Annotated in this window: 16 protein-coding genes and 4 tRNA genes; 2 read left to right on the forward strand and 18 right to left on the reverse strand. The window is 61.4% G+C overall.

What is annotated here, in order from left to right; genetic code table 11:
- Positions 1-7: 7 nt before the first annotated feature.
- Together HCF10_RS21495 and HCF10_RS21500 are read right to left on the reverse strand one after the other, a co-directional pair.
- Positions 8-958, reverse strand: a complete 951-nt coding sequence (locus HCF10_RS21495; RefSeq protein WP_065927250.1) for a DUF979 domain-containing protein — start codon at positions 956-958, stop codon at positions 8-10.
- Positions 955-1,671, reverse strand: coding sequence for a DUF969 domain-containing protein (locus tag HCF10_RS21500; RefSeq protein WP_131700525.1), 717 nt, complete (start codon positions 1,669-1,671; stop codon positions 955-957). The genes HCF10_RS21495 and HCF10_RS21500 overlap by 4 nt, the downstream gene beginning before the upstream one ends.
- 348 nt (positions 1,672-2,019) lie before the next feature.
- On the opposite strand from HCF10_RS21500, the gene HCF10_RS21505 reads away from it, so the two are divergent.
- The gene (locus HCF10_RS21505) at positions 2,020-3,450 is read left to right on the forward strand and encodes a DHA2 family efflux MFS transporter permease subunit (protein ID WP_167656358.1); all 1,431 of its coding nucleotides are present in this window, start codon (positions 2,020-2,022) and stop codon (positions 3,448-3,450) included.
- 30 nt (positions 3,451-3,480) lie between these two features.
- Here HCF10_RS21505 and HCF10_RS21510 read toward each other — a convergent pair whose 3' ends face one another.
- Complete coding sequence (locus HCF10_RS21510) at positions 3,481-3,915, reverse strand: hypothetical protein (RefSeq protein WP_131700523.1); 435 nt, start codon at positions 3,913-3,915, stop codon at positions 3,481-3,483.
- Positions 3,916-4,078: 163 nt separating this feature from the next.
- Positions 4,079-4,155: transfer RNA gene (locus HCF10_RS21515), tRNA-Val, on the reverse strand.
- Positions 4,156-4,339: 184 nt separating this feature from the next.
- On the opposite strand from HCF10_RS21515, the gene HCF10_RS21520 reads away from it, so the two are divergent.
- Positions 4,340-5,623 (forward strand): NAD(P)/FAD-dependent oxidoreductase, encoded by a 1,284-nt coding sequence (locus HCF10_RS21520; RefSeq protein WP_145336297.1) that lies wholly within the window; start codon positions 4,340-4,342, stop codon positions 5,621-5,623.
- Positions 5,624-5,780: 157 nt separating this feature from the next.
- Here the strand turns inward: HCF10_RS21520 and HCF10_RS21525 are convergent.
- The 14 genes from HCF10_RS21525 to HCF10_RS21590 form a co-directional block, all read right to left on the reverse strand.
- A tRNA-Asp gene (locus HCF10_RS21525) sits at positions 5,781-5,857 on the reverse strand.
- Between the two features lie 105 nt (positions 5,858-5,962).
- Positions 5,963-6,039, reverse strand: a tRNA-Asp gene (locus HCF10_RS21530).
- Between the two features lie 55 nt (positions 6,040-6,094).
- Positions 6,095-6,170 (reverse strand) — tRNA-Val (locus HCF10_RS21535).
- 107 nt (positions 6,171-6,277) lie between these two features.
- Positions 6,278-7,042: an SDR family oxidoreductase gene (locus HCF10_RS21540; protein WP_167656359.1), complete on the reverse strand. Its 765-nt coding sequence runs from the start codon at positions 7,040-7,042 to the stop codon at positions 6,278-6,280.
- Positions 7,043-7,053: 11 nt separating this feature from the next.
- A complete protein-coding gene (locus HCF10_RS21545) occupies positions 7,054-8,265 on the reverse strand; it encodes an O-succinylhomoserine sulfhydrylase (protein ID WP_131700520.1) in 1,212 nt (403 codons plus the stop codon).
- Positions 8,266-8,330: 65 nt separating this feature from the next.
- Positions 8,331-9,836, reverse strand: a complete 1,506-nt coding sequence (gene purF / locus HCF10_RS21550; RefSeq protein WP_027604079.1) for an amidophosphoribosyltransferase — start codon at positions 9,834-9,836, stop codon at positions 8,331-8,333.
- A gap of 41 nt (positions 9,837-9,877) precedes the next feature.
- Positions 9,878-10,435, reverse strand: a complete 558-nt coding sequence (locus HCF10_RS21555) for a CvpA family protein (protein WP_003192538.1) — start codon at positions 10,433-10,435, stop codon at positions 9,878-9,880.
- Between the two features lie 161 nt (positions 10,436-10,596).
- Entirely contained in the window at positions 10,597-11,250 is a 654-nt protein-coding gene (locus HCF10_RS21560) for an SPOR domain-containing protein (protein ID WP_131700519.1), read from the reverse strand.
- Positions 11,234-12,541 (reverse strand): bifunctional tetrahydrofolate synthase/dihydrofolate synthase, encoded by a 1,308-nt coding sequence (folC, locus tag HCF10_RS21565; RefSeq protein ID WP_167656360.1) that lies wholly within the window; start codon positions 12,539-12,541, stop codon positions 11,234-11,236. The genes HCF10_RS21560 and folC overlap by 17 nt, the downstream gene beginning before the upstream one ends.
- Complete coding sequence (accD, locus tag HCF10_RS21570; protein ID WP_027604076.1) at positions 12,538-13,458, reverse strand: acetyl-CoA carboxylase, carboxyltransferase subunit beta; 921 nt, start codon at positions 13,456-13,458, stop codon at positions 12,538-12,540. The genes folC and accD overlap by 4 nt, the downstream gene beginning before the upstream one ends.
- 243 nt (positions 13,459-13,701) lie before the next feature.
- Entirely contained in the window at positions 13,702-14,334 is a 633-nt protein-coding gene (locus tag HCF10_RS21575; protein WP_131700517.1) for a phosphoribosylanthranilate isomerase, read from the reverse strand.
- Positions 14,335-14,398: 64 nt separating this feature from the next.
- On the reverse strand, positions 14,399-15,223 hold the full coding sequence (truA, locus tag HCF10_RS21580) for a tRNA pseudouridine(38-40) synthase TruA (RefSeq protein ID WP_131700548.1): 825 nt from the start codon (positions 15,221-15,223) through the stop codon (positions 14,399-14,401).
- A 141-nt stretch (positions 15,224-15,364) separates the two neighbouring features.
- Entirely contained in the window at positions 15,365-17,926 is a 2,562-nt protein-coding gene (locus HCF10_RS21585) for a FimV/HubP family polar landmark protein (protein ID WP_167656361.1), read from the reverse strand.
- A 163-nt stretch (positions 17,927-18,089) separates the two neighbouring features.
- The gene (locus tag HCF10_RS21590; RefSeq protein WP_145336303.1) at positions 18,090-19,100 is read right to left on the reverse strand and encodes an aspartate-semialdehyde dehydrogenase; all 1,011 of its coding nucleotides are present in this window, start codon (positions 19,098-19,100) and stop codon (positions 18,090-18,092) included.
- Positions 19,101-19,132 lie beyond the last annotated feature (32 nt).

Raw genomic sequence — 19,132 nt, forward strand, 5'->3', positions numbered from 1 at the left:
CTTGGCCTCACATCAACACATAAAGCAGGACAATATTGACCACCAGCATCATCAACGCGGTCGGCAGTTGCGCCTTGATCACCGCGTTCTTGTCCGGCAACTCCAGCAACGCCGCCGGCACGATATTGAAGTTGGCCGCCATCGGCGTCATCAGCGTACCGCAGTAGCCAGAGAACATACCGATGGCGGCCATCACCGCCGGGTTACCGCCATAGATACCCACCAGCACCGGCACGCCGACGCCCCCGGTCATCACCGGGAATGCCGCGAAGCCATTGCCCATGATCACCGTAAACAGCGCCATGCCCAACACGTACACCATGACCGCCACCAACTTGAAATCCAGGTTGATGTAGGTGGTGGTGACATGGGCGACAGCCGTGCCGACACCTGCTTCATTGAAGAGCAGGCCAAGCATCGCCAGCATCTGCGGCAGTACCATGGCCCAGCCCAAGGCCTCGGTGAGTCGTCGGGATTCGCGCAAGGCTTGCACCGGGGTATCACGGGTCAGCCAGCAGGCCAGCCCGAGGGCGATCAGGCAGCCGATACCGAGGGAGACGAAGGTGGTGTTTTTCGGATCCAGCAGCGGTACCCCGCCAATCTCGGTGTGCTTGAGCAAGACCGAACCAATCACCGTGGTCAGGGGGATCGCCAGCGCCGGGATAAACAGTTTATGCCCGAGGCGACCGGCACTGGCGCGCGAAGCCTTGTCATGCAACTCAGCATGGGTGCCACGGCCGACGCCGCCCAGACCGGCAATCAGTGCCATCACCACCACCCCCGCACCGACAACCACCGAGGGCAGGCGCTCCCCCACCAGGAACGGGATGGCGAACAGCAGCCAGAACAGTGCGCTGGACCAGCGCTTGGGATGGGTCCGATCCAACAGAATCATGCCGGCGGTGATCAGCAGCAGGACCCCGGCGAGCCAGTACAGGTATTGGATGGAGATGATCATTGCGCGGCCTCCACTGGGGTCACGGCGGTCGTCATCTCGCGGGTAAGTCTTCGGTCAAACCGATGAAGTCGGATCGCGTGAATGATAAAGGCGCAGATCGCCGTAGGAATGCCCCACACCGCAATGTGCAGCGGCTCTACGTCGATCCCCGAACCCAGCAGGAAGGTATGCATCAACGCAATCGCACCAAAGGCGACGAAGATGTCCTCACCAAAAAACAGGCCGACGTTATCGGTGGCAGCGCACATGGCCAACACCTTGTGACGCAGTTTGTCAGGCAGTTTGCCGTAGCGCTTTTCCGCCGCGCCTTCGGCCATCGGTGCCAGCAGCGGGCGCACCATCTGCGGGTGCCCGCCGAGGCTGGTCAAGCCCATGGCTGCGGTGGATTCGCGCACAAACAGATAGATGATCAGCAGGCGTCCGACCGTGGCGCGCTCAAACCGCGCAATCCAGTTCTGCGCGTGCACGCGCAAGCCGTGGCGCTCCAGCAAACCGATGACTGCGAGAGGCAACAACAGGATCAATTGCAGGGCGCGAGTCTGTAGGAAACCATCACCCATAGTGGCGAGGATTTTCTCCAGGGGGAAGTGGGCAGCGAGCCCGGTGGCGATAGCCGCGGCGGTGACCACCAACAGCGGATTGAAACGCAAAACAAAGCCAACCACGATCACAAGTACGCCGATCAACGGCCATAAGTTCACAACAGTTTGCATGGCGGAGAGGTCCTTAAGTGCGCGCTGCGGCGCCATTACAGCAGGATGTGAACAAAGGGTTCACAGCAGGAAGTGGCGTGCAGTCGGCTCGGTTTTTTATTGTTGACCCGTCAGGGCGAGCGTCAGTGGCGGCAACTGTGCTGCCTGGGAGCGGGAGGTGTCCAACAAGAAAAATTGTTGCTGCAAACCAATAAATTTTGTGGGCAATCGAGGGGCGCACGAGTAACAAGATGTGGACAGACCACGAAGGATTCGCTCATCTTAACGCCGCCCGTTTATCGGGCGCGGCGCATCTGGCAGTTGATCGGCCTTCTTCGTCAAACCGTTCACTGAAAAAGGGCAGCACCGGTGAGCTCACCCACTCCAGATTCCGCCGCGCAAAACCGCCTCAGTCTACAAACCCGCCTGATTGCCCTGGTGGTCGCCGTGACCTTCTTCATGGAGAACCTCGACGCCACGGTCATCGCCACCGCGCTACCGACCATGGCGACCGCCTTCGGGGTGACGCCGGTCGACATGAACATCGGCATCACCGCCTATATCCTCGCCGTGGCGATCTTCATACCGCTGTCCAGCTGGGTCGCCGACCGCTTTGGTGCGCGCCGGGTATTCGCTGGCGCAATCATCCTGTTCACCCTCGCCTCGTTGCTCTGCGGGCTGAGCCACAGTATTGAGATGTTCGTGTTCACCCGAGTCCTGCAAGGCATCGGCGGCGCATTGATGGTGCCCGTGGGGCGCTTAGCGGTGTTGCGCAATACGGATAAGAAAGACTTGGTGAAAATGATCGCGATCATTACCTGGCCCGGCCTGGTCGCGCCGATTCTGGGGCCGCTGGTCGGCGGCTTGATCGTGACTCATGCATCATGGCCATGGATCTTCTACGTGAATCTGCCGCTGGGTGCGTTGGCACTGGCCGCCGCACTGTGGCTGGTACCGGAAGGCCGCGAAGCCAGGGTTCGCCAGTTCGATGCCAAGGGCTTTTTGCTGCTGGCAGGCGCCTGCGTGGCCCTGCTGGGCAGGCTGGAATGGCTGGGTAACCCGAACGGTGCGCGGCTTATTCCAGGCGCCGTGCTGGTCGCGGCAGGCATCGCGCTGGCAGTGTGGGCTCTGCGCCATTGCCGCCATTCGAGCGCCCCCTTATTGCCGCTCGAGACCCTGTCCATCGATACATTTCGTGTGAGCATCTACGGCGGCTCGCTGTTTCGCCTGGCCATCAGCGCCCTGCCGTTCCTGCTGCCGCTGCTGTTTCAAGTCGCCTTTGGCTTGCCCCCGGTGGACGCAGGCTTGCTGGTGCTGGCGGTATTCGCTGGCAATCTGGCGATGAAACCGTTCACCACGGCCATCATGCGCCGCTATGGGTTTCGCCAGGTCTTGCTGGTGAACGGGGTGATCGGCGTGCTGTCGATAGCCGCTTGCACGCTTTTCACGGCGCAGACCCCATTTGTACTGATCGCGGCCGTGTTGTTTGTGGGAGGTCTGTCACGCTCGATGCAGTTCACCTGCTACAACTCGATCGGCTTCGCGGATGTGCCCAAGCCGCGCATGAGTGAGGCGTCGGCGCTGTTCAGCATGTCATTCCAGCTGGCCATGGGGATGGGCGTAACGGTGGCGGCGCTGCTGCTACGGGCATCCATGAGTGTGCAAGGGCATGAGATGCACGCGCAGGTCGGGGATTTTCGCGTGGCGTTCGTCGGAGTGGCGCTGCTGGGAGTGTGGGCGCTGGTGGATGTATATCGCTTGCCGGTGGGAGCGGGAGAAAGTGTGTTGAATCGACAGTGAAGGCTGAGGTTCAACACACTTTTGCAACTATCAGGCGGTGGTACTGACCATCGAACCCGACGTGCTGTTGCCCTCATCAATGACCGCCTGCAACAGCGCGGAAGTCACTGTCTGCAACGCCGCCGCAGTGCCAGCGATCTGCATCTGCGCCGCCGCCACTGCCGCCGCTTTGGCTTCTGCACTCTGATTGCTGGACTGAGCTTTCTGCAAGGCTTGCTGCTGCGCTTGAAGCTGCTTTTGCAACTGCTCGATCTGCTTCTTCAACTCTTTGACGGTATCGGACTCCTTCGAGAGCGAGGAGGCTTGACCACCACCACCTACACCTGCCGCACCATTGGAATCAGCGTGCATGTTGACGGTCATGCCGCCTGCGCTGCTTGTGCTTTCCTTGGTTTCGGTAGCCGTCGAGCTGACAGTGCTTGGAGTGCTTGCTACGGAGGCGGTAGTGCTGATGTTGATAAGCATGCCAGATGTCCGAGAGTAAGAGGTTTGCGAGCACTATCGGCCTGGGTGTCGATTACTTTAGGTGGGGGTGGGAAGATTTTCGGGTAGTAATAAATCGCACGAACAAAAAAGGGCCCACCTTTCGGTGAGCCCTTCTAGACCGCCCAGCAGAGCGGATTTTGTTTGGTAGGCGCGATTGGACTCGAACCAACGACCCCCACCATGTCAAGGTGGTGCTCTAACCAACTGAGCTACGTGCCTGCTGTGAGGCGGCATTCTACGGAATTCCGAAGGGGTGTCAACATCTTTTTTGCAGCTAAGCCTATGAATATGCGAATTATTTATTTGCAGCCGGGGCACCGCGCTTTTTTGGGTGGCTGGCAGGCAATTTTCAACTCAGGTAGGATCGGGGCACTCGTAAAAAATATAAAACAGAGGTTCCAGGATGGCGAACACCCCCTACCCCCAGTCGTATTACGCCGCTTCAGCAAATGCCGTTCCGCCGCGCCCAAGGCTGCAAGGCGACGTCGAAACCGATGTGTGCGTGATTGGCGCCGGCTATACCGGCCTGTCCAGCGCGCTGTTTCTGCTGGAGAACGGTTTTCGCGTCACGGTACTGGAAGCCGCAAAAGTGGGTTTTGGCGCGTCGGGCCGCAATGGCGGGCAGATCGTCAATAGCTACAGCCGTGACATTGATGTGATCGAGCGCAGTGTCGGCCCCCAGCAGGCGCAGCTGCTGGGGCAGATGGCGTTCGAAGGCGGCAGGATCATTCGCGAGCGGGTCGCCAAATACCAGATCCAGTGCGACCTGAAGGACGGCGGCGTGTTCGCGGCACTCAACAGCAAGCACATGGGCCATCTGGAGTCGCAAAAACGCTTGTGGGAGCGCTACGGCCATACACAGTTGGAGTTGCTGGACGAGCGTCGCATTCGCGAGGTAGTGGCCTGTGACAACTATGTCGGCGGCCTGCTGGACATGAGTGGCGGCCACATCCACCCACTCAACCTGGCACTGGGTGAAGCCGCAGCCGTGGAGTCACTGGGCGGTACGATCTACGAACAATCGGCGGCGGTGCGCATCGAGCGGGGTGCCAACCCGGTGGTCCACACGGCCGAAGGCAAGGTCAGGGCCAAGTTCATCATCGTCGCGGGCAATGCCTACCTGGGCAACCTGGTGCCGGAGTTGGCGGCCAAGTCGATGCCCTGTGGCACTCAGGTGATCACGACGGCGCCACTCGGGGATGAACTGGCCAAGACCCTCCTGCCGCAGGACTACTGCGTAGAGGACTGCAACTACCTGCTCGACTACTATCGCCTCACCCGTGACAAGCGCCTGATCTTCGGCGGTGGCGTGGTGTATGGCGCGCGCGACCCGGCGAACATCGAAGCAATCATCCGCCCGAAGATGCTCAAGGCCTTCCCGCAACTCAAGGATGTAAAGATCGACTACGCCTGGACCGGCAACTTCCTGCTGACCCTGTCGCGCTTGCCGCAGGTCGGCCGCCTGGGCGACAACATCTACTACTCACAGGGCTGCAGCGGCCATGGCGTGACGTACACCCACCTGGCGGGCAAGGTACTGGCGGAAGCGCTGAGAGGCCAGGCAGAGCGCTTTGATGCTTTTGCCGACCTGCCGCACTACCCATTTCCGGGCGGGCAACTGTTGCGCACACCGTTTGCGGCACTGGGGGCCTGGTATTACGGGCTGCGAGATAAGCTGGGTTTCTGACAAATCAATGGGCGCCGGTTCGCCGGCTCCCGCAAAAAATTGCCGAATCGCAGACACAAAAAACCCCGGTCTTTCGACCAGGGTCTTTGCTATCGGATCAAAGTAGCCAGTGGCTTTCTTTGTGCTTCAAGGCGTTCAGTGGGCCTTGAAGCAGATATGGCGCAGCGGACGGGACTCGAACCCGCGACCCCCGGCGTGACAGGCCGGTATTCTAACCGACTGAACTACCGCTGCGTATCGCTTGACCGGCCGAGCAAACCGCCTCAACCGTCTTTGAACATCTGATCGACCAGCCTTGGCTGTTCAACCTCAAGCCCGATAAATCGAACCTGGAAAATATGGCGCAGCGGACGGGACTCGAACCCGCGACCCCCGGCGTGACAGGCCGGTATTCTAACCGACTGAACTACCGCTGCGCGTCGGTGCAACCTTTAACGTTGCGTCTCACCCGAAGGTAAAACTCTCAAGAAGTGGTGGGTGATGACGGGATCGAACCGCCGACCCTCTGCTTGTAAGGCAGATGCTCTCCCAGCTGAGCTAATCACCCTTTGCTTCGTTGAGGCCGCGAAATTTACGCAGGTAGCGGACCTAAGTCAATAGCCTGCTTGAAGTTTTTCTGAAAAAGACAAAATTGCTTCAAGACGGCTACCTGCCCTACTCGCTGTAAATCATCTTCTTGCTCATGCCACCGTCCACCACAAACTCTTGCCCCGTGACAAACCCGGCCTGGCGCGACAGCAGCCACGCCACCATCGCCGCCACGTCCTCCACCGTACCCACCCTGCCCGCCGGGTGCTGGGCATGATCGGCATCGGTCAAAGGCTCGGCACGCCGCGCGGCAGGATCACGGGCATCGATCCAGCCAGGGCTGACCGCATTCACCCGCACTTCCGGCCCGAGACTCATCGCCAAGGCGTGAGTAAGGGCCAATAAGCCACCCTTGCTCGCCGCATAGGCCTCGGTATCCGGCTCCGACTGGCGGGCCCGGGTCGACGCCAGGTTGACGATGGCGCCGCCGTGGGCACGCAGGTATGGCGCACAATGCTTGGCCAGCAACATCGGCCCACTGAGGTTAACGGCCAGCACGCGGTTCCAGTAAGCCAGGTCAAGGCTTTCCAGGGTGATATTGTGCGGGTGGGCCACCGCAGCGTTACAGACCAATGCGTCCAGGCGCCCGAATTGCCCCAGGACTTCGGCGACCCCTTGGGCCACCTGCTTCTCGTCAGCCACGTCCATGGTGATAAACCAGGCGTTGTCGCCCAGCACCTTGGACACCTTGGAACCGCGCTCGCGGTCCAGGTCGGTCAAGACCACCTGCCAGCCTTCGCTGATCAACCACGCGGCAATCCCGAGGCCAATGCCCCGCGCCGCGCCCGTCACCAGGGCGACGCGCCCATTACTGGCCACTGCAGCCTCCATGGACCACTCGATCACAAGGCAGCCAGCCCGCGGGCCAGGTCAGCCTGCAGATCAGCGACGTCTTCCAGGCCTACCGCAACGCGGATCAGGCTGTCCCGGATACCGGCCGCTTCACGCTCCTGCGGCGCCAGGCGTCCGTGGGACGTGGTGCTCGGATGGGTAATGGTGGTCTTGCTGTCACCCAGGTTGGCTGTGATGGAGATCAGGCGCGTCGCATCGATAAAGCGCCAGGCGCCCTCTTTGCCGCCCTTCACTTCGAAGCTCACCACGGCGCCAAATCCACGCTGCTGGCGCTGGGCCAACGCGTGTTGCGGATGGCTCTTGAGGCCGGCGTAATGCACTTTCTCGATGCCGTCCTGCTTCTCCAGCCACTCGGCCAGGGCCTGAGCGTTGGCGCAATGGGCCTTCATACGCAGGCTGAGGGTTTCCAGGCCCTTGAGGAAGATCCAGGCGTTGAACGGGCTCAGGGTCGGGCCGGCGGTGCGCAGGAAGCCCACCACTTCCTTCATCTGCTCGCAGCGACCGGCAACCACGCCGCCCATGCAACGGCCCTGGCCATCGATAAACTTGGTGGCCGAATGCACCACAATGTCCGCGCCCAGCTTCAGGGGCTGCTGCAAGGCAGGCGTGCAGAAGCAGTTATCGACCACCAGCATTGCGCCCTTGGCGTGGGCCACTTCGGACAATGCGGCGATATCCACCAGCTCGGCCAGCGGATTGGACGGCGACTCGACGAACAGCAATTTGGTGTTGGACTTGATCGCCGCATCCCAACCGGACAGATCCGCCAGGGGCACGTAGTCCACTTCGATCCCGAAGCGCTTGAAGTATTTCTCGAACAGGCTGATGGTCGAACCGAACACACTGCGCGACACCAGCACGTGGTCGCCGGCACTGCACAGGCTCATTACCACCGCCAGGATAGCCGCCATGCCGGTGGCCGTCGCCACCGCCTGCTCCGCACCCTCCAGCGCCGCAATACGCTCTTCGAACGCACGCACAGTCGGGTTGGTGTAACGCGAATAAACGTTACCCGGCACTTCACCAGCAAAGCGCGCAGCGGCGTCAGCAGCAGTGCGGAATACGTAGCTGGAAGTGAAGAACATCGGGTCACCGTGTTCACCTTCCGGGGTGCGGTGCTGGCCGGCGCGCACAGCCAGGGTATCGAAAGCTACGCCATCGAGGTCGCTGTCCAAGCGACCGGCATCCCATTCCTGACTCATGCTGCGACTCCTTACTCAATTCTTTATTTAAGATACAAAACCGGCCCCTCAGGGCCGGTGTCTACTCAGTTGTTGTACAGATCGATGATCGCGCTGACCGCCTGGGTCTTGATCTTCGACGAGTCGTTACGCGCCTGCTCGATCTTGTTCAGGTAGGCCTCGTCGACATCGCCGGTCACATACTTGCCGTCGAACACGGCGCAGTCGAACTGCTCGATCTTGATCTTGCCACCGCCGACCGCTTCGATCAGGTCCGGCAGGTCCTGGTAGATCAGCCAATCCGCGCCGATCAGGTCGGCCACGTCCTGGGTCGTGCGGTTGTGGGCGATCAGTTCGTGGGCGCTCGGCATGTCGATACCGTACACGTTCGGGTAACGCACGGCAGGCGCTGCGGAACAGAAGTACACGTTCTTCGCACCGGCTTCGCGAGCCATCTGGATAATTTGCTTGCAGGTGGTGCCGCGTACGATGGAGTCGTCCACCAGCATCACGTTCTTGCCGCGGAACTCCAGCTCGATGGCGTTGAGTTTCTGGCGCACCGACTTCTTGCGCGCAGCCTGGCCCGGCATGATGAAAGTGCGACCGATGTAACGGTTCTTCACGAAGCCTTCGCGGAACTTGACGCCCAAGTGGTTGGCCAACTCCAGCGCAGCGGTACGGCTGGTGTCCGGGATCGGGATCACCACGTCTATATCGTGCTCGGGACGCTCGCGCAGGATCTTGTCGGCCAGCTTCTCACCCATGCGCAGGCGCGCCTTGTATACCGAAACGCCGTCGATGATCGAATCCGGACGCGCCAGGTAGACGTGTTCGAAGATGCACGGGGTGAGTTTCGGCGCGACGGCGCACTGCCGGGTGTGCAGCTTGCCGTCTTCGGTGATGTACACCGCTTCGCCCGGCGCGAGGTCGCGAATCAGGGTGAAGCCCAGCACGTCCAGGGATACGCTTTCGGACGCGATCATGTACTCGACGCCTTCATCGGTGTGACGCTGGCCGAACACGATTGGGCGAATACCGTGCGGGTCACGGAAGCCCACGATGCCGTAGCCGGTGATCATCGCAACGACGGCATAACCGCCGACACAACGGTTGTGCACGTCGATCACGGCGGCGAACACGTCTTCTTCGGTCGGCTGCAGCTTGCCGCGCTGGGCCAGCTCGTGGGCGAACACGTTGAGCAGCACTTCCGAGTCGGAACTGGTGTTGACGTGGCGCAGGTCAGATTCGTAAATCTCCTTGGCCAGTTGCTCAACGTTGGTCAGGTTACCGTTATGCGCCAGGGTAATGCCGTAAGGCGAGTTGACGTAGAACGGCTGAGCTTCGGCCGAAGTCGAGCTACCGGCGGTCGGGTAACGCACATGGCCAATGCCCATGTGCCCGACGAGGCGCTGCATGTGACGTTGATGGAACACGTCACGTACCAGGCCATTGTCCTTGCGCAGGAATAACCGGCCGTCGTGGCTGGTCACAATACCGGCAGCGTCCTGGCCGCGGTGCTGGAGGACGGTTAGCGCGTCATACAGCGCCTGATTGACGTTCGACTTACCGACGATACCGACGATGCCACACATGCGACGCAACCCCTACTTAATGAATCTTGACTGAACACAGCTTACTGCGGCGTTTTGGCCGGCAAGAGGTGTTCCTTGAACGGAAGATCAGCGGGTACGCTGATTCCGCTGGCCAGCCACTGACTGCTCCACCCCAATATGAGGTTCTTGGACCAATCTGCAACCAATAGAAATTTTGGCACGAGTACCGACTCCTGCCACCACGAATCCTGCTGTACCGGCCCCAGGCTCAACAGCCCGACCGCCACGACCACCAGCAACGCGCCACGCGCAGCGCCGAAGGCCATGCCGAGAAATCGATCGGTCCCGGAGAGGCCGGTGACACGTATCAACTCGCCAATAAGATAATTGACCATTGCCCCCACCAGCAGCGTGGCGATGAACATGATGGCGCAGCCCGCGATGACACGAGCCGAAGGTGTCTCGATGTATCCGGCCAGGTAGACCGACAATGAACCGCCGAACATCCAGGCTACGACTCCTGCGATGATCCAGGTCAGCAACGACAGTGCTTCTTTTACGAAGCCGCGGCTTAGACTGATCAAAGCGGAGATGGCGACGATTGCAACGATCGCCCAGTCAACCCAGGTAAATGGCACGTTTGAGCCTACGGACGGATAAGGCGGCGCATTTTAGCAGAGCGTCGGGCTGTCGGTAAGCTGTGATTGCGGCTGCTTTGCAAATCAATAGTTTGTGGCGGGCCGGCCCGATTTCAACCCCGCCACATTTGATTGCATTCCAGGCTGGAATCGATGCGGGCTCAGCCGCGCTCAGGCTGGAAACGGGTCACGAAGCCTTTCAGGTTCTGCTGACGGTCCAGCAAATCCCGCAGCCGGTCGGCCTCTGCGCGCTCGATCAGCGGCCCGATAAACACCCGATTCTTGCCGTCGGCGCTACGGATGTAGGCGTTGTAACCCTGGGCACGCAGCTTCTTCTGCAAGGCGTCAGCGCCTTCGCGATTGCCCAGGCTGGCCACCTGGATCGACCAACTGATCGGCAAACCATTCGGATCGATACGGCTCTGACCCACATCCGGCTTGCCCGGCGCAGCAGGCTGCGGCGCTACAGGCTTGGGCGCAGGCGTCGCAGGCTTGGCGGCGACCGCCGGAGCAGGTGTCGGCTTGACCACCGGGACGCTTGGCTGAACCGGCATCGACGGCGCCTGTTGCGCGGCCACCTCATCATCAGTCGGCACGGGCTCTTCTTCCGGCAATGCCTGCGGCTCCGGTACTACCACCGGTTCAACCTGCACTTGCGGTACCGCCGGGGCCTGGGGCGCAGCCGGGGCCTCGACGACCACTTGGCGCTGCTCGTCCTGACGGGAAAACAGCATCGGCAGGAAAATCACCGCCAATGCCACCAGCACGAGGGCTCCAACCATTCGCTGCTTGTATGCGCTATCCAGTAATGCCATGTGCAGCTTCCTCCGTGGAGCGCCGGGCCAACCACTCAAGCGCCTCGGCAACACAATAAAATGATCCGAACAACAGAATCTCGTCCTCGGCCGTCGCCACCGCGCACTGAGCCTCCAGGGCAGCAGTCACGCCTGCATACGACGCCACGGGCGCACCAAGGTTCTGTAACGCGATCTCAAGCTCATGGGCCGGACGACTACGGGGCGTGTCCAGCGGCGCGACCGCCCATGCCTGGACGCTGTCCAGCAACGGCGCAACCACGCCCTCCAAGTCCTTATCGGCGAGCAAACCGAATACAGCAAGGCGACGCCCCACCGGCGGCGTGCGCGCCAGGCGTTTTGCCAGGTACTGCGCTGCATGGGGATTATGCCCCACATCCAGCAGCAGGTTCAGGCGCTTACCGTGCCAGTCGAACCCGCGACGGTCCAGACGCCCCACCACGCGAGTCGCCAGCAACGTCGCAGCAATCTGCTCAGCATGCCAAGGCAGGTCCAGCAACAGATAGGCTTGCAGCGCGAGCGCGGCGTTTTCCATCGGCAGATTCAGCAAGGGCAGATCGCGCAGCTCTACAGCCAGCCCACGCGCATCCCGCCCGCGCCACTGCCAGTGCCGGTCACCGATATCAAGATTGAATTCGCGGCCACGCAGGAAGAATGGGCAATCCAGCTCACGCACCTTGTCCAGCAAGGGCTGCGGCGGATCCAGATCACCGCACAGCGCAGGCTTACCCTGGCGGAAAATCCCGGCCTTTTCATAAGCCACGGACTCGCGGGTATCCCCCAGGTAGTCGGCATGGTCCACGCCAATACTGGTGACCAGCGCCAGGTCGGCATCCACCACGTTGACGGTGTCCAGGCGTCCGCCCAGGCCCACTTCCAATACAACCACATCCAGTTGCGCACGCTCGAACAGCCAGAACGCCGCCAGGGTGCCCATTTCGAAGTAAGTCAGGGAAATCTCGCCTCGCCCGGCATCGAGTGCAGCGAAGGCTTCGCAGAGTTGCTCATCAGTGGCTTCGACGCCATTGAGTTGCACCCGCTCGTTGTAACGCAGCAGGTGCGGCGAGCTGTACACGCCAACTTTCAGCCCTTGGGCTTGCAGCAGCGCGGCAACAAAGGCGCAGGTAGAGCCTTTGCCATTGGTGCCGGTCACCGTGATCACTCGCGGTGCCGGCCGGCCCAACCCAAGGCGGGCCGCTACCTGTTGCGAGCGCTCCAGGCCCATGTCGATGGCGGACGGATGCAACTGCTCAAGGTAGGCGAGCCATTCGCCCAGGGTACGTTGGGTCATAGGTTCGCAGGCACCGGGGGTACAACGATCGGCTCGACTTTAGGCGCGACGTAAACAGGTGTCGGCAGGCCCATCATCTGCGCCAGCAGGCTACCCAGGCGTGGACGCAGTTCACCGCGCGGGATGATCAGGTCGATTGCGCCGTGCTCCAGCAGGAACTCGCTGCGCTGGAAGCCTTCCGGCAGTTTCTCGCGCACGGTCTGCTCGATCACGCGCGGGCCGGCAAAGCCGATCAGGGCTTTTGGCTCACCGACGATCACGTCGCCGAGCATCGCCAGGCTGGCGGAAACGCCGCCGTAGACTGGGTCGGTCAGCACGGAGATGAACGGAATGCCTTCTTCGCGCAGACGCGCCAGCACCGCGGAGGTCTTGGCCATTTGCATCAGGGAGATCAACGCTTCCTGCATCCGCGCACCACCGGAGGCGGCGAAGCAGATCATCGGGCAACGGTTTTCCAGGGCGTAGTTGGCGGCGCGCACGAAGCGTTCGCCGACGATGGCCCCCATGGAGCCACCCATGAAGGAGAACTCGAACGCCGACACCACCACCGGCATCCCCAGCAGCTTGCCACTGACGGAAATCAGCGCGTCCTTCTCACCGGTCTGCTTTTGCGCAGCGGTCAGGCGGTCCTTGTACTTCTTGCCGTCGCGGAACTTGAGACGGTCAACCGGCTCCAGGTCGGCGCCCAGCTCGTTACGGCCGTCGGCGTCGAGGAAGATGTCGATGCGGGCGCGGGCGCCGATACGCATGTGGTGGTTGCACTTGGGGCAAACATCCAGGGTCTTTTCCAGCTCGGGGCGGTACAGCACCGCGTCGCAGGATGGGCACTTGTGCCACAGACCTTCAGGAACCGAGCTTTTTTTCACCTCGGAACGCATGATCGAAGGGATCAGTTTGTCTACTAACCAGTTGCTCATGCTTTCTTTCTCCAGTACCGGTGGCTTGAACACAGCCCCGCGTATGCCCTTGAGCTAAATTCATATGTGGCGATGACACAGGCTGGACGGGGTCAGACGTTCGACCTGCCATTTCCAGCCTGCATCCTCAGCCTTCCAGACAGCCTGCCAGTGCAGGTTGCCACTTCATTTCCGAGCCTCCCTCAGGCGGCACCGGGCTGTTTTACACAGTGGTAGTTATGGACGGCGGCAGACTGCCAGCCGTCACATCCCGCCACTGCTGTTGCGCACGGCCTGCATGAATGCGCGAATCCTGCTGTGATCCTTAATGCCCTTACCTTGCTCTACCCCACCGCTGACATCCACGGCATACGGTCGAACCTGCTCGATAGCCGCCGCGACATTCGCGGGATTGAGCCCACCGGCGAGGATGATCGGCTTGCTCAGCCCCTCGGGGATCAGCGACCAATCAAACGCTTCGCCGGTCCCACCCGGTACGCCTTCGACATACGTGTCCAACAGAATGCCACGCGCGCCGGAATAGGCAGCGCAGGCACGCGCGATGTCGTCACCCGCCTTGACTCGCAACGCCTTGATATACGGGCGCTGGTAGCTTTCACATTCATCCGGGGTTTCGTCGCCGTGAAATTGGAGCATATCCAACTGTACGGCATCCAGGGTTTCATTGAGCTCGCAGCGGCTGGCGTTGACGAACAAGCCCACGGTGGTCACGAACGGCGGCAACGCAGCGATGATTGCCCGCGCCTGCAACACATTCACCGCCCGTGGGCTCCTGGCATAAAACACCAGACCAATGGCATCCGCCCCCGCCTCGACTGCCGCCAGCGCGTCTTCTATGCGGGTAATCCCGCAAATCTTGCTGCGAACGGCAGACATATCGTAGAAACCTCAGGGGTTGGACCGAGAAAGTCCCGGATGGTAACAAAAGCTTTTCCGGGCGTCAGCCGTCAAGTTCGCTGAACCCTGTGAGGAAGTGTGGCCCGATGAAGCGTTGCGGCAGCTCGAACTCGTCGCGGTACTCCACATCCACCAGGTACAAGCCAAACGGATGCGCCGTGACGCCGCCCGTGCGGCGGATGCGGCTTTCCAGCACTTCCCTGGCCCACTCCACCGGCCGTTCGCCAGTGCCTATGGTCATCAAAACACCGGCAATGTTGCGCACCATGTGGTGCAGGAAGGCGCCGGCGCGGATGTCCAGCACGATCATCTTGCCGTGGCGGGTCACCCGCAGGTGATGGACTTCCTTGATCGGCGACTTGGCCTGGCACTGGCCGGCACGGAATGCGCTGAAATCATGCACACCCACCAGGTGCTGCGCAGCCTCGGCCATGCGTTCGGCATCCAGCGGACGGTGGTTCCAGGTGATTTCTTCGTTGAGGTGCGCGGGACGGATCTGGTCGTTATAGATCACATAGCGATAACGCCGGGCAATGGCCTTGAAGCGCGCATGAAAGTGCGCAGGCATGACCTTGGCCCAACTGACGCTGACGTCATGGGGCAAATTGATATTGGCGCCCATCACCCATGCCTTCATCGTGCGTTCAGCCTGAGTGTCGAAGTGCACCACCTGGCCGCAGGCGTGCACGCCGGCATCGGTACGTCCGGCGCACATCAGCGATACGGGCGAATCGGCGACCTTGGACAAGGCCTTCTCCAGGGTTTCCTGCACCGTCAGCACGCCTGACGCCTGGCGCTGCCAGCCGCGATAGCGCGAGCCTTTGTATTCCACGCCGAGAGCGATGCGGTAAAAGCCAGCGGCCGCCATTTCGGCGGCCGGGTTATCTATATTTGCCAAGAACTGAGAGCCTGATGAGTTGCGCGAAGGCGGCCATTATAAATGCGGCAGCTGCGTGGCGTGCGCTTTTGTTAGGGATTGATCTCTCCCACACTGGACCTGCATCACCCCTCAGATTTTGCCGAGCATTTCCTTGGCCTCGCCGCGCTGCGCCTCATCACCTTCAGTGAGCACTTCGGAGAGAATGTCCCGCGCGCCGTCGGCATCCCCCATGTCGATATAGGCTTGGGCGAGGTCGAGCTTGGTGGCGACTTCATTCGTGCCGGACAGGAAGTCGAACTCCGGTTCATCATCGCCCAACGCTGCGTCTTCAGCGGTAAAAGAAGGTTCGATGGGCGGATTTTCCAGACTCTGGGACAGGCGATCGAGTTCGGCGTTGACATCGTCCAGTTCCGAAGCGAAGGCATCAGGCTTGGCGACTGCGTCTGGTTCGTCCGCCAGGGACAGGTCGAAATCCTCCGGCAAATCGAAGTCATCCGGCGCCGACGGGGTCAGCGTCGGCGGCTCGACCGCCGGCGCATCCTTCATCTGATCCTCAAGACCGGAAAGGAAGTCGTCGTCGGATTGCTCGGACGCCGGGGTATTCAGTTGTAGGTCGAGGTCAAAGTCCGACAGGTTTTCCTCGCCGGCCTTGGGCGCCGATTGCTGCTCCAGGAGCGCGGCAAACGTCTGCTCGTCGTCCAGGTTGGCCGGGGAAGCCGCTTCCAGGTCATCCAGGCTCAAATCGAAATCGGTGTCGAGTGCGCCGGGCTCGGTGGCCGGGGCCGCCGGCTTGTCTTCCAGCAACTCCTTGACGTACTGAGCATCAAGCGCGGCCGCGGCAACTGCGGCACTGACGCCCGCGGCCAATACGGCCATAGCAGGAAAGCGCGACTTGAGCTGCTCGACCTGGGCATGGTTCTCACCATTGGCCACCAGTTGACGCTCCTGGGTGACGAAACCGTCCTTGTCGCTTTGCAGGCCGTAGACTTCCATCAGCTTCAACCGCAGGTCGCTGCGCTTGGGCTCGTGCTTGATCGCTTGTTCCAGCACATCGGCGGCCTGGTTCAAATGACCACGGTCGATATGGGACTGGGCTTGCGCCAGGGCATCGTTGGCGTTTTGCGGGGCCACGGCAGCGGCAAGCGGTGCGAGCACGGAGGCAACCGTCGGAACCGCCACCGCTGGCGCAACCACTTGAGCAGGGGCCGGAGCGGCTGCCAGCTTGACGTTCGGCGGCGGCACTTCGAGGCCTTCGAAACTGTCCGACGGCAGGTCCTGTTCGATGTTCGAGGTAAATTCCGGCTCTTCAGCCAGCGCCCGCGCCATGCGCAAGTGCTTTTCCTCTTCACGGCGGGCGTTGCGATGGCGCGCCCACAGCAGCAGGAGCAGCAACAGTACCAGGCCAGCCGCGCCACCGATCACACTGAGGACAACCGGGTTGGTCAGCAGATCATTGAACTTGCCTTCGGTGGTATCAGGTGCGGCGGCTGGTTTAGCCGCCTCAGGTGCCGACGCAGCCGGGGTTGGCGTTGGCGCGGCGGCCTGTGCAGCGGGTGCTGCCGGCGTGGCGGCCGGGTCGCTTGTCAGCTGTGCGGGCATCGCTGCCGTCGCCGGTACCGCCGGGTCGCCTTTGTCTGCCTGCAAACGGGCCAGTTGATCGTTTTTCAGTTGAATCAACTTTTGCAGTTTATCCAACTGACTTTGCAAATCTGCCGCACGGCTCTTGAGTTCTTCGTTATCGCGGCGAGTGGTGTCCAGTTGCTCCTGGGTCATCGCCAGCTTGTCGCTCAGGACCTGGCTGTCACCGGCCTTGCCTTTGCCGCCCTTCTTGGCCGCTTCAGCCGAGACCAGGCTCAGGTTGTCCTTGGCATTGGTGGTCGACGGCGCATTGCCGGCCTGGGCGCGCTTGGTGGCGTCCAGTTGCTGCTTGCCGGCTACCTGATTGGCAGCCGCGCGCCGACCCTGGCGCCAGGCGGCATTTTGCGCCGTCACTTCGGCGATTGCTTGAGGTTGCGGTAACGCAGTGCTTTGTACGGTGTCCGGCAGGCGCAGCACCTGGCCGGTTTTCAGGCGGTTGATATTGCCATCGATAAAGGCGCCGGGGTTGAGTGCCTGAATGGCCAGCATGGTCTGCTGCACCGAGCCGCCATTGCGGTGCTTCTGCGCAATTTCCCACAGGGTGTCGCGGGAGGTGGTGGTGTGCTGAACCGGCTTGCTCACAGCGGGCGCAGCATTGGCAGACGCTCCCAAGCGCGGAGCAGGTGCTGCGGCACTCGAAGCGGGCTGGTCAAACTTGCTCGGGTCGAGCAACACGCTGTAGTCGCGCATCAGGCGGCCATTGGGCCATTGCACCTGCAGCAGGAAACGTACGTAGGAATTCGGCAGCGGCTTGCTGGAGGTGACGCGCACCACGCTGCGACCACTGGGATTGATGACCGGGGTAAACGTCAGGTCATCGAGAAACGCCCGGCGATCGACGCCCGCGTCCACGAACGCTTGGGATGAGGCCAGGCTCGGGGTGATCTCGGACGCCGTGAGGCCACCGACATCGAGCAATTCGATTTCCACCGACAACGGCTGGTTCAACGTCGACTTTAGGGTCATCTCCCCCAGCTGCAGCGCCTGCGCCATACCGGAGGACAGCGCCGAGGCGGCCGCTATTGCTAACACCAGTTTGCGAACTTGAACCATAGCCTCATCCTTTGTTTGAACACTCCCCGGCCTGCGAGAAGGTTGGTAACCGCTTGCCATAAGGCATGGCGAGCCGATAGGTCACCGACGCGCAATTGTTCCTGCTTGGGGCCAAGCATAGCGCCTGGTTAGAATCAATCTACAAATTGCCGCCAAGTATCTTTTACGCAAGGCGTTTTATCAACAACTGCGCCAGTTGCACGGCGTTAAGGGCTGCGCCCTTGCGTACGTTATCTGACGTCAGCCACAGATTTAGTTCAGCCGGGTCATCCACCCCCGCGCGCACCCGGCCTACATAAACCACATCCTGGCCCACTGCGTCGCCCACGGCTGTAGGGTAATCACCTTCTTCTACCAGTTCGATACCCGGCGCGGCCTCCAATGCCCGGTTGACGGCGGCGAGATCGACCGCCGCGCCCAACTGCAGTGACACAGTCAGGCTATCGCCAAAAAACACCGGGGCTTGAACGCACGTTGCGGAAATCTTTAGCAAAGGTAATTCCAGGACTGCGCGCAGTTCGTGAACCAGGCGTTTTTCCAAGGCGGTATGACCTTGGGCGTCTGGCGTGCCGACTTGTGCCAACAGGTTGAAGGCCATTTGCCGGTCAAAGAACTTCGGTTCCAGGGGGCGCACGTTCAGGAGCTCGGCGGTCTGACGTGCCAATTCGCTGACGGCTTCGCGGCCTTGGGCAGACACCGCCAGGCTGGCAGTGACGGCGACACGCCGGATGTCCAGCAAGCCGCGCAACGGCGCCAGCACCACCGCCAGGTTAGTGGCGGACGGGCTCGGACTGCCTAGCTGGAACGGCTTTTTCAACCCCTCAAGGACGTGGGCATTGGCTTCCGGCACCACCTGAGGCGCCTGCTCGGCGGGCAAGGCTCCCGACAAGTCGATCACCGCGCAACCCGCCGCCGTGGCACGCGGCGCGAAGCTCAGGGTGACCGCAGGGCCTGCAGCGAAGAAGGCCAATTGCGCCTTGCTGAAATCGAATTCGTCGACCTCCTTGACCCGTACGTTCTTGCCGCGAAACGGCACCGAGGCGCCAGCAGAGTTACTGCCCGCCAGCAGGTACAGGGTGCCCACCGGGAATTCCAGCTCTTCGAGAATCTGCACCAGGGTTTCGCCGACCGTACCAGTGGCACCGATCACGGCAATTTCAAAGGTCTGGGTCATGGGGGGCTACCTCGGGCATGGCGGGGGGAGCG

Source organism: Pseudomonas sp. B14(2022) (genome assembly GCF_012030485.1).
Lineage (GTDB): Bacteria > Pseudomonadota > Gammaproteobacteria > Pseudomonadales > Pseudomonadaceae > Aquipseudomonas.

Excerpts from the sequence above, each read along its gene's own strand:
- HCF10_RS21495 (WP_065927250.1), bottom strand. The coding sequence starts at position 958 with ATGATCATCTCCATCCAATACCTGTACTGGCTCGCCGGGGTCCTGCTG.
- HCF10_RS21500 (WP_131700525.1), bottom strand. The coding sequence starts at position 1,671 with ATGCAAACTGTTGTGAACTTATGGCCGTTGATCGGCGTACTTGTGATC.
- HCF10_RS21510 (WP_131700523.1), bottom strand. The coding sequence starts at position 3,915 with ATGCTTATCAACATCAGCACTACCGCCTCCGTAGCAAGCACTCCAAGC.
- HCF10_RS21520 (WP_145336297.1), top strand. The coding sequence starts at position 4,340 with ATGGCGAACACCCCCTACCCCCAGTCGTATTACGCCGCTTCAGCAAAT.
- HCF10_RS21540 (WP_167656359.1), bottom strand. The coding sequence starts at position 7,042 with ATGGAGGCTGCAGTGGCCAGTAATGGGCGCGTCGCCCTGGTGACGGGC.
- HCF10_RS21545 (WP_131700520.1), bottom strand. The coding sequence starts at position 8,265 with ATGAGTCAGGAATGGGATGCCGGTCGCTTGGACAGCGACCTCGATGGC.
- purF (WP_027604079.1), bottom strand. The coding sequence starts at position 9,836 with ATGTGTGGCATCGTCGGTATCGTCGGTAAGTCGAACGTCAATCAGGCG.
- HCF10_RS21560 (WP_131700519.1), bottom strand. The coding sequence starts at position 11,250 with ATGGCATTACTGGATAGCGCATACAAGCAGCGAATGGTTGGAGCCCTC.
- folC (WP_167656360.1), bottom strand. The coding sequence starts at position 12,541 with ATGACCCAACGTACCCTGGGCGAATGGCTCGCCTACCTTGAGCAGTTG.
- accD (WP_027604076.1), bottom strand. The coding sequence starts at position 13,458 with ATGAGCAACTGGTTAGTAGACAAACTGATCCCTTCGATCATGCGTTCC.
- HCF10_RS21575 (WP_131700517.1), bottom strand. The coding sequence starts at position 14,334 with ATGTCTGCCGTTCGCAGCAAGATTTGCGGGATTACCCGCATAGAAGAC.
- truA (WP_131700548.1), bottom strand. The coding sequence starts at position 15,223 with ATGGCGGCCGCTGGCTTTTACCGCATCGCTCTCGGCGTGGAATACAAA.
- HCF10_RS21585 (WP_167656361.1), bottom strand. The coding sequence starts at position 17,926 with ATGGTTCAAGTTCGCAAACTGGTGTTAGCAATAGCGGCCGCCTCGGCG.
- HCF10_RS21590 (WP_145336303.1), bottom strand. The coding sequence starts at position 19,100 with ATGACCCAGACCTTTGAAATTGCCGTGATCGGTGCCACTGGTACGGTC.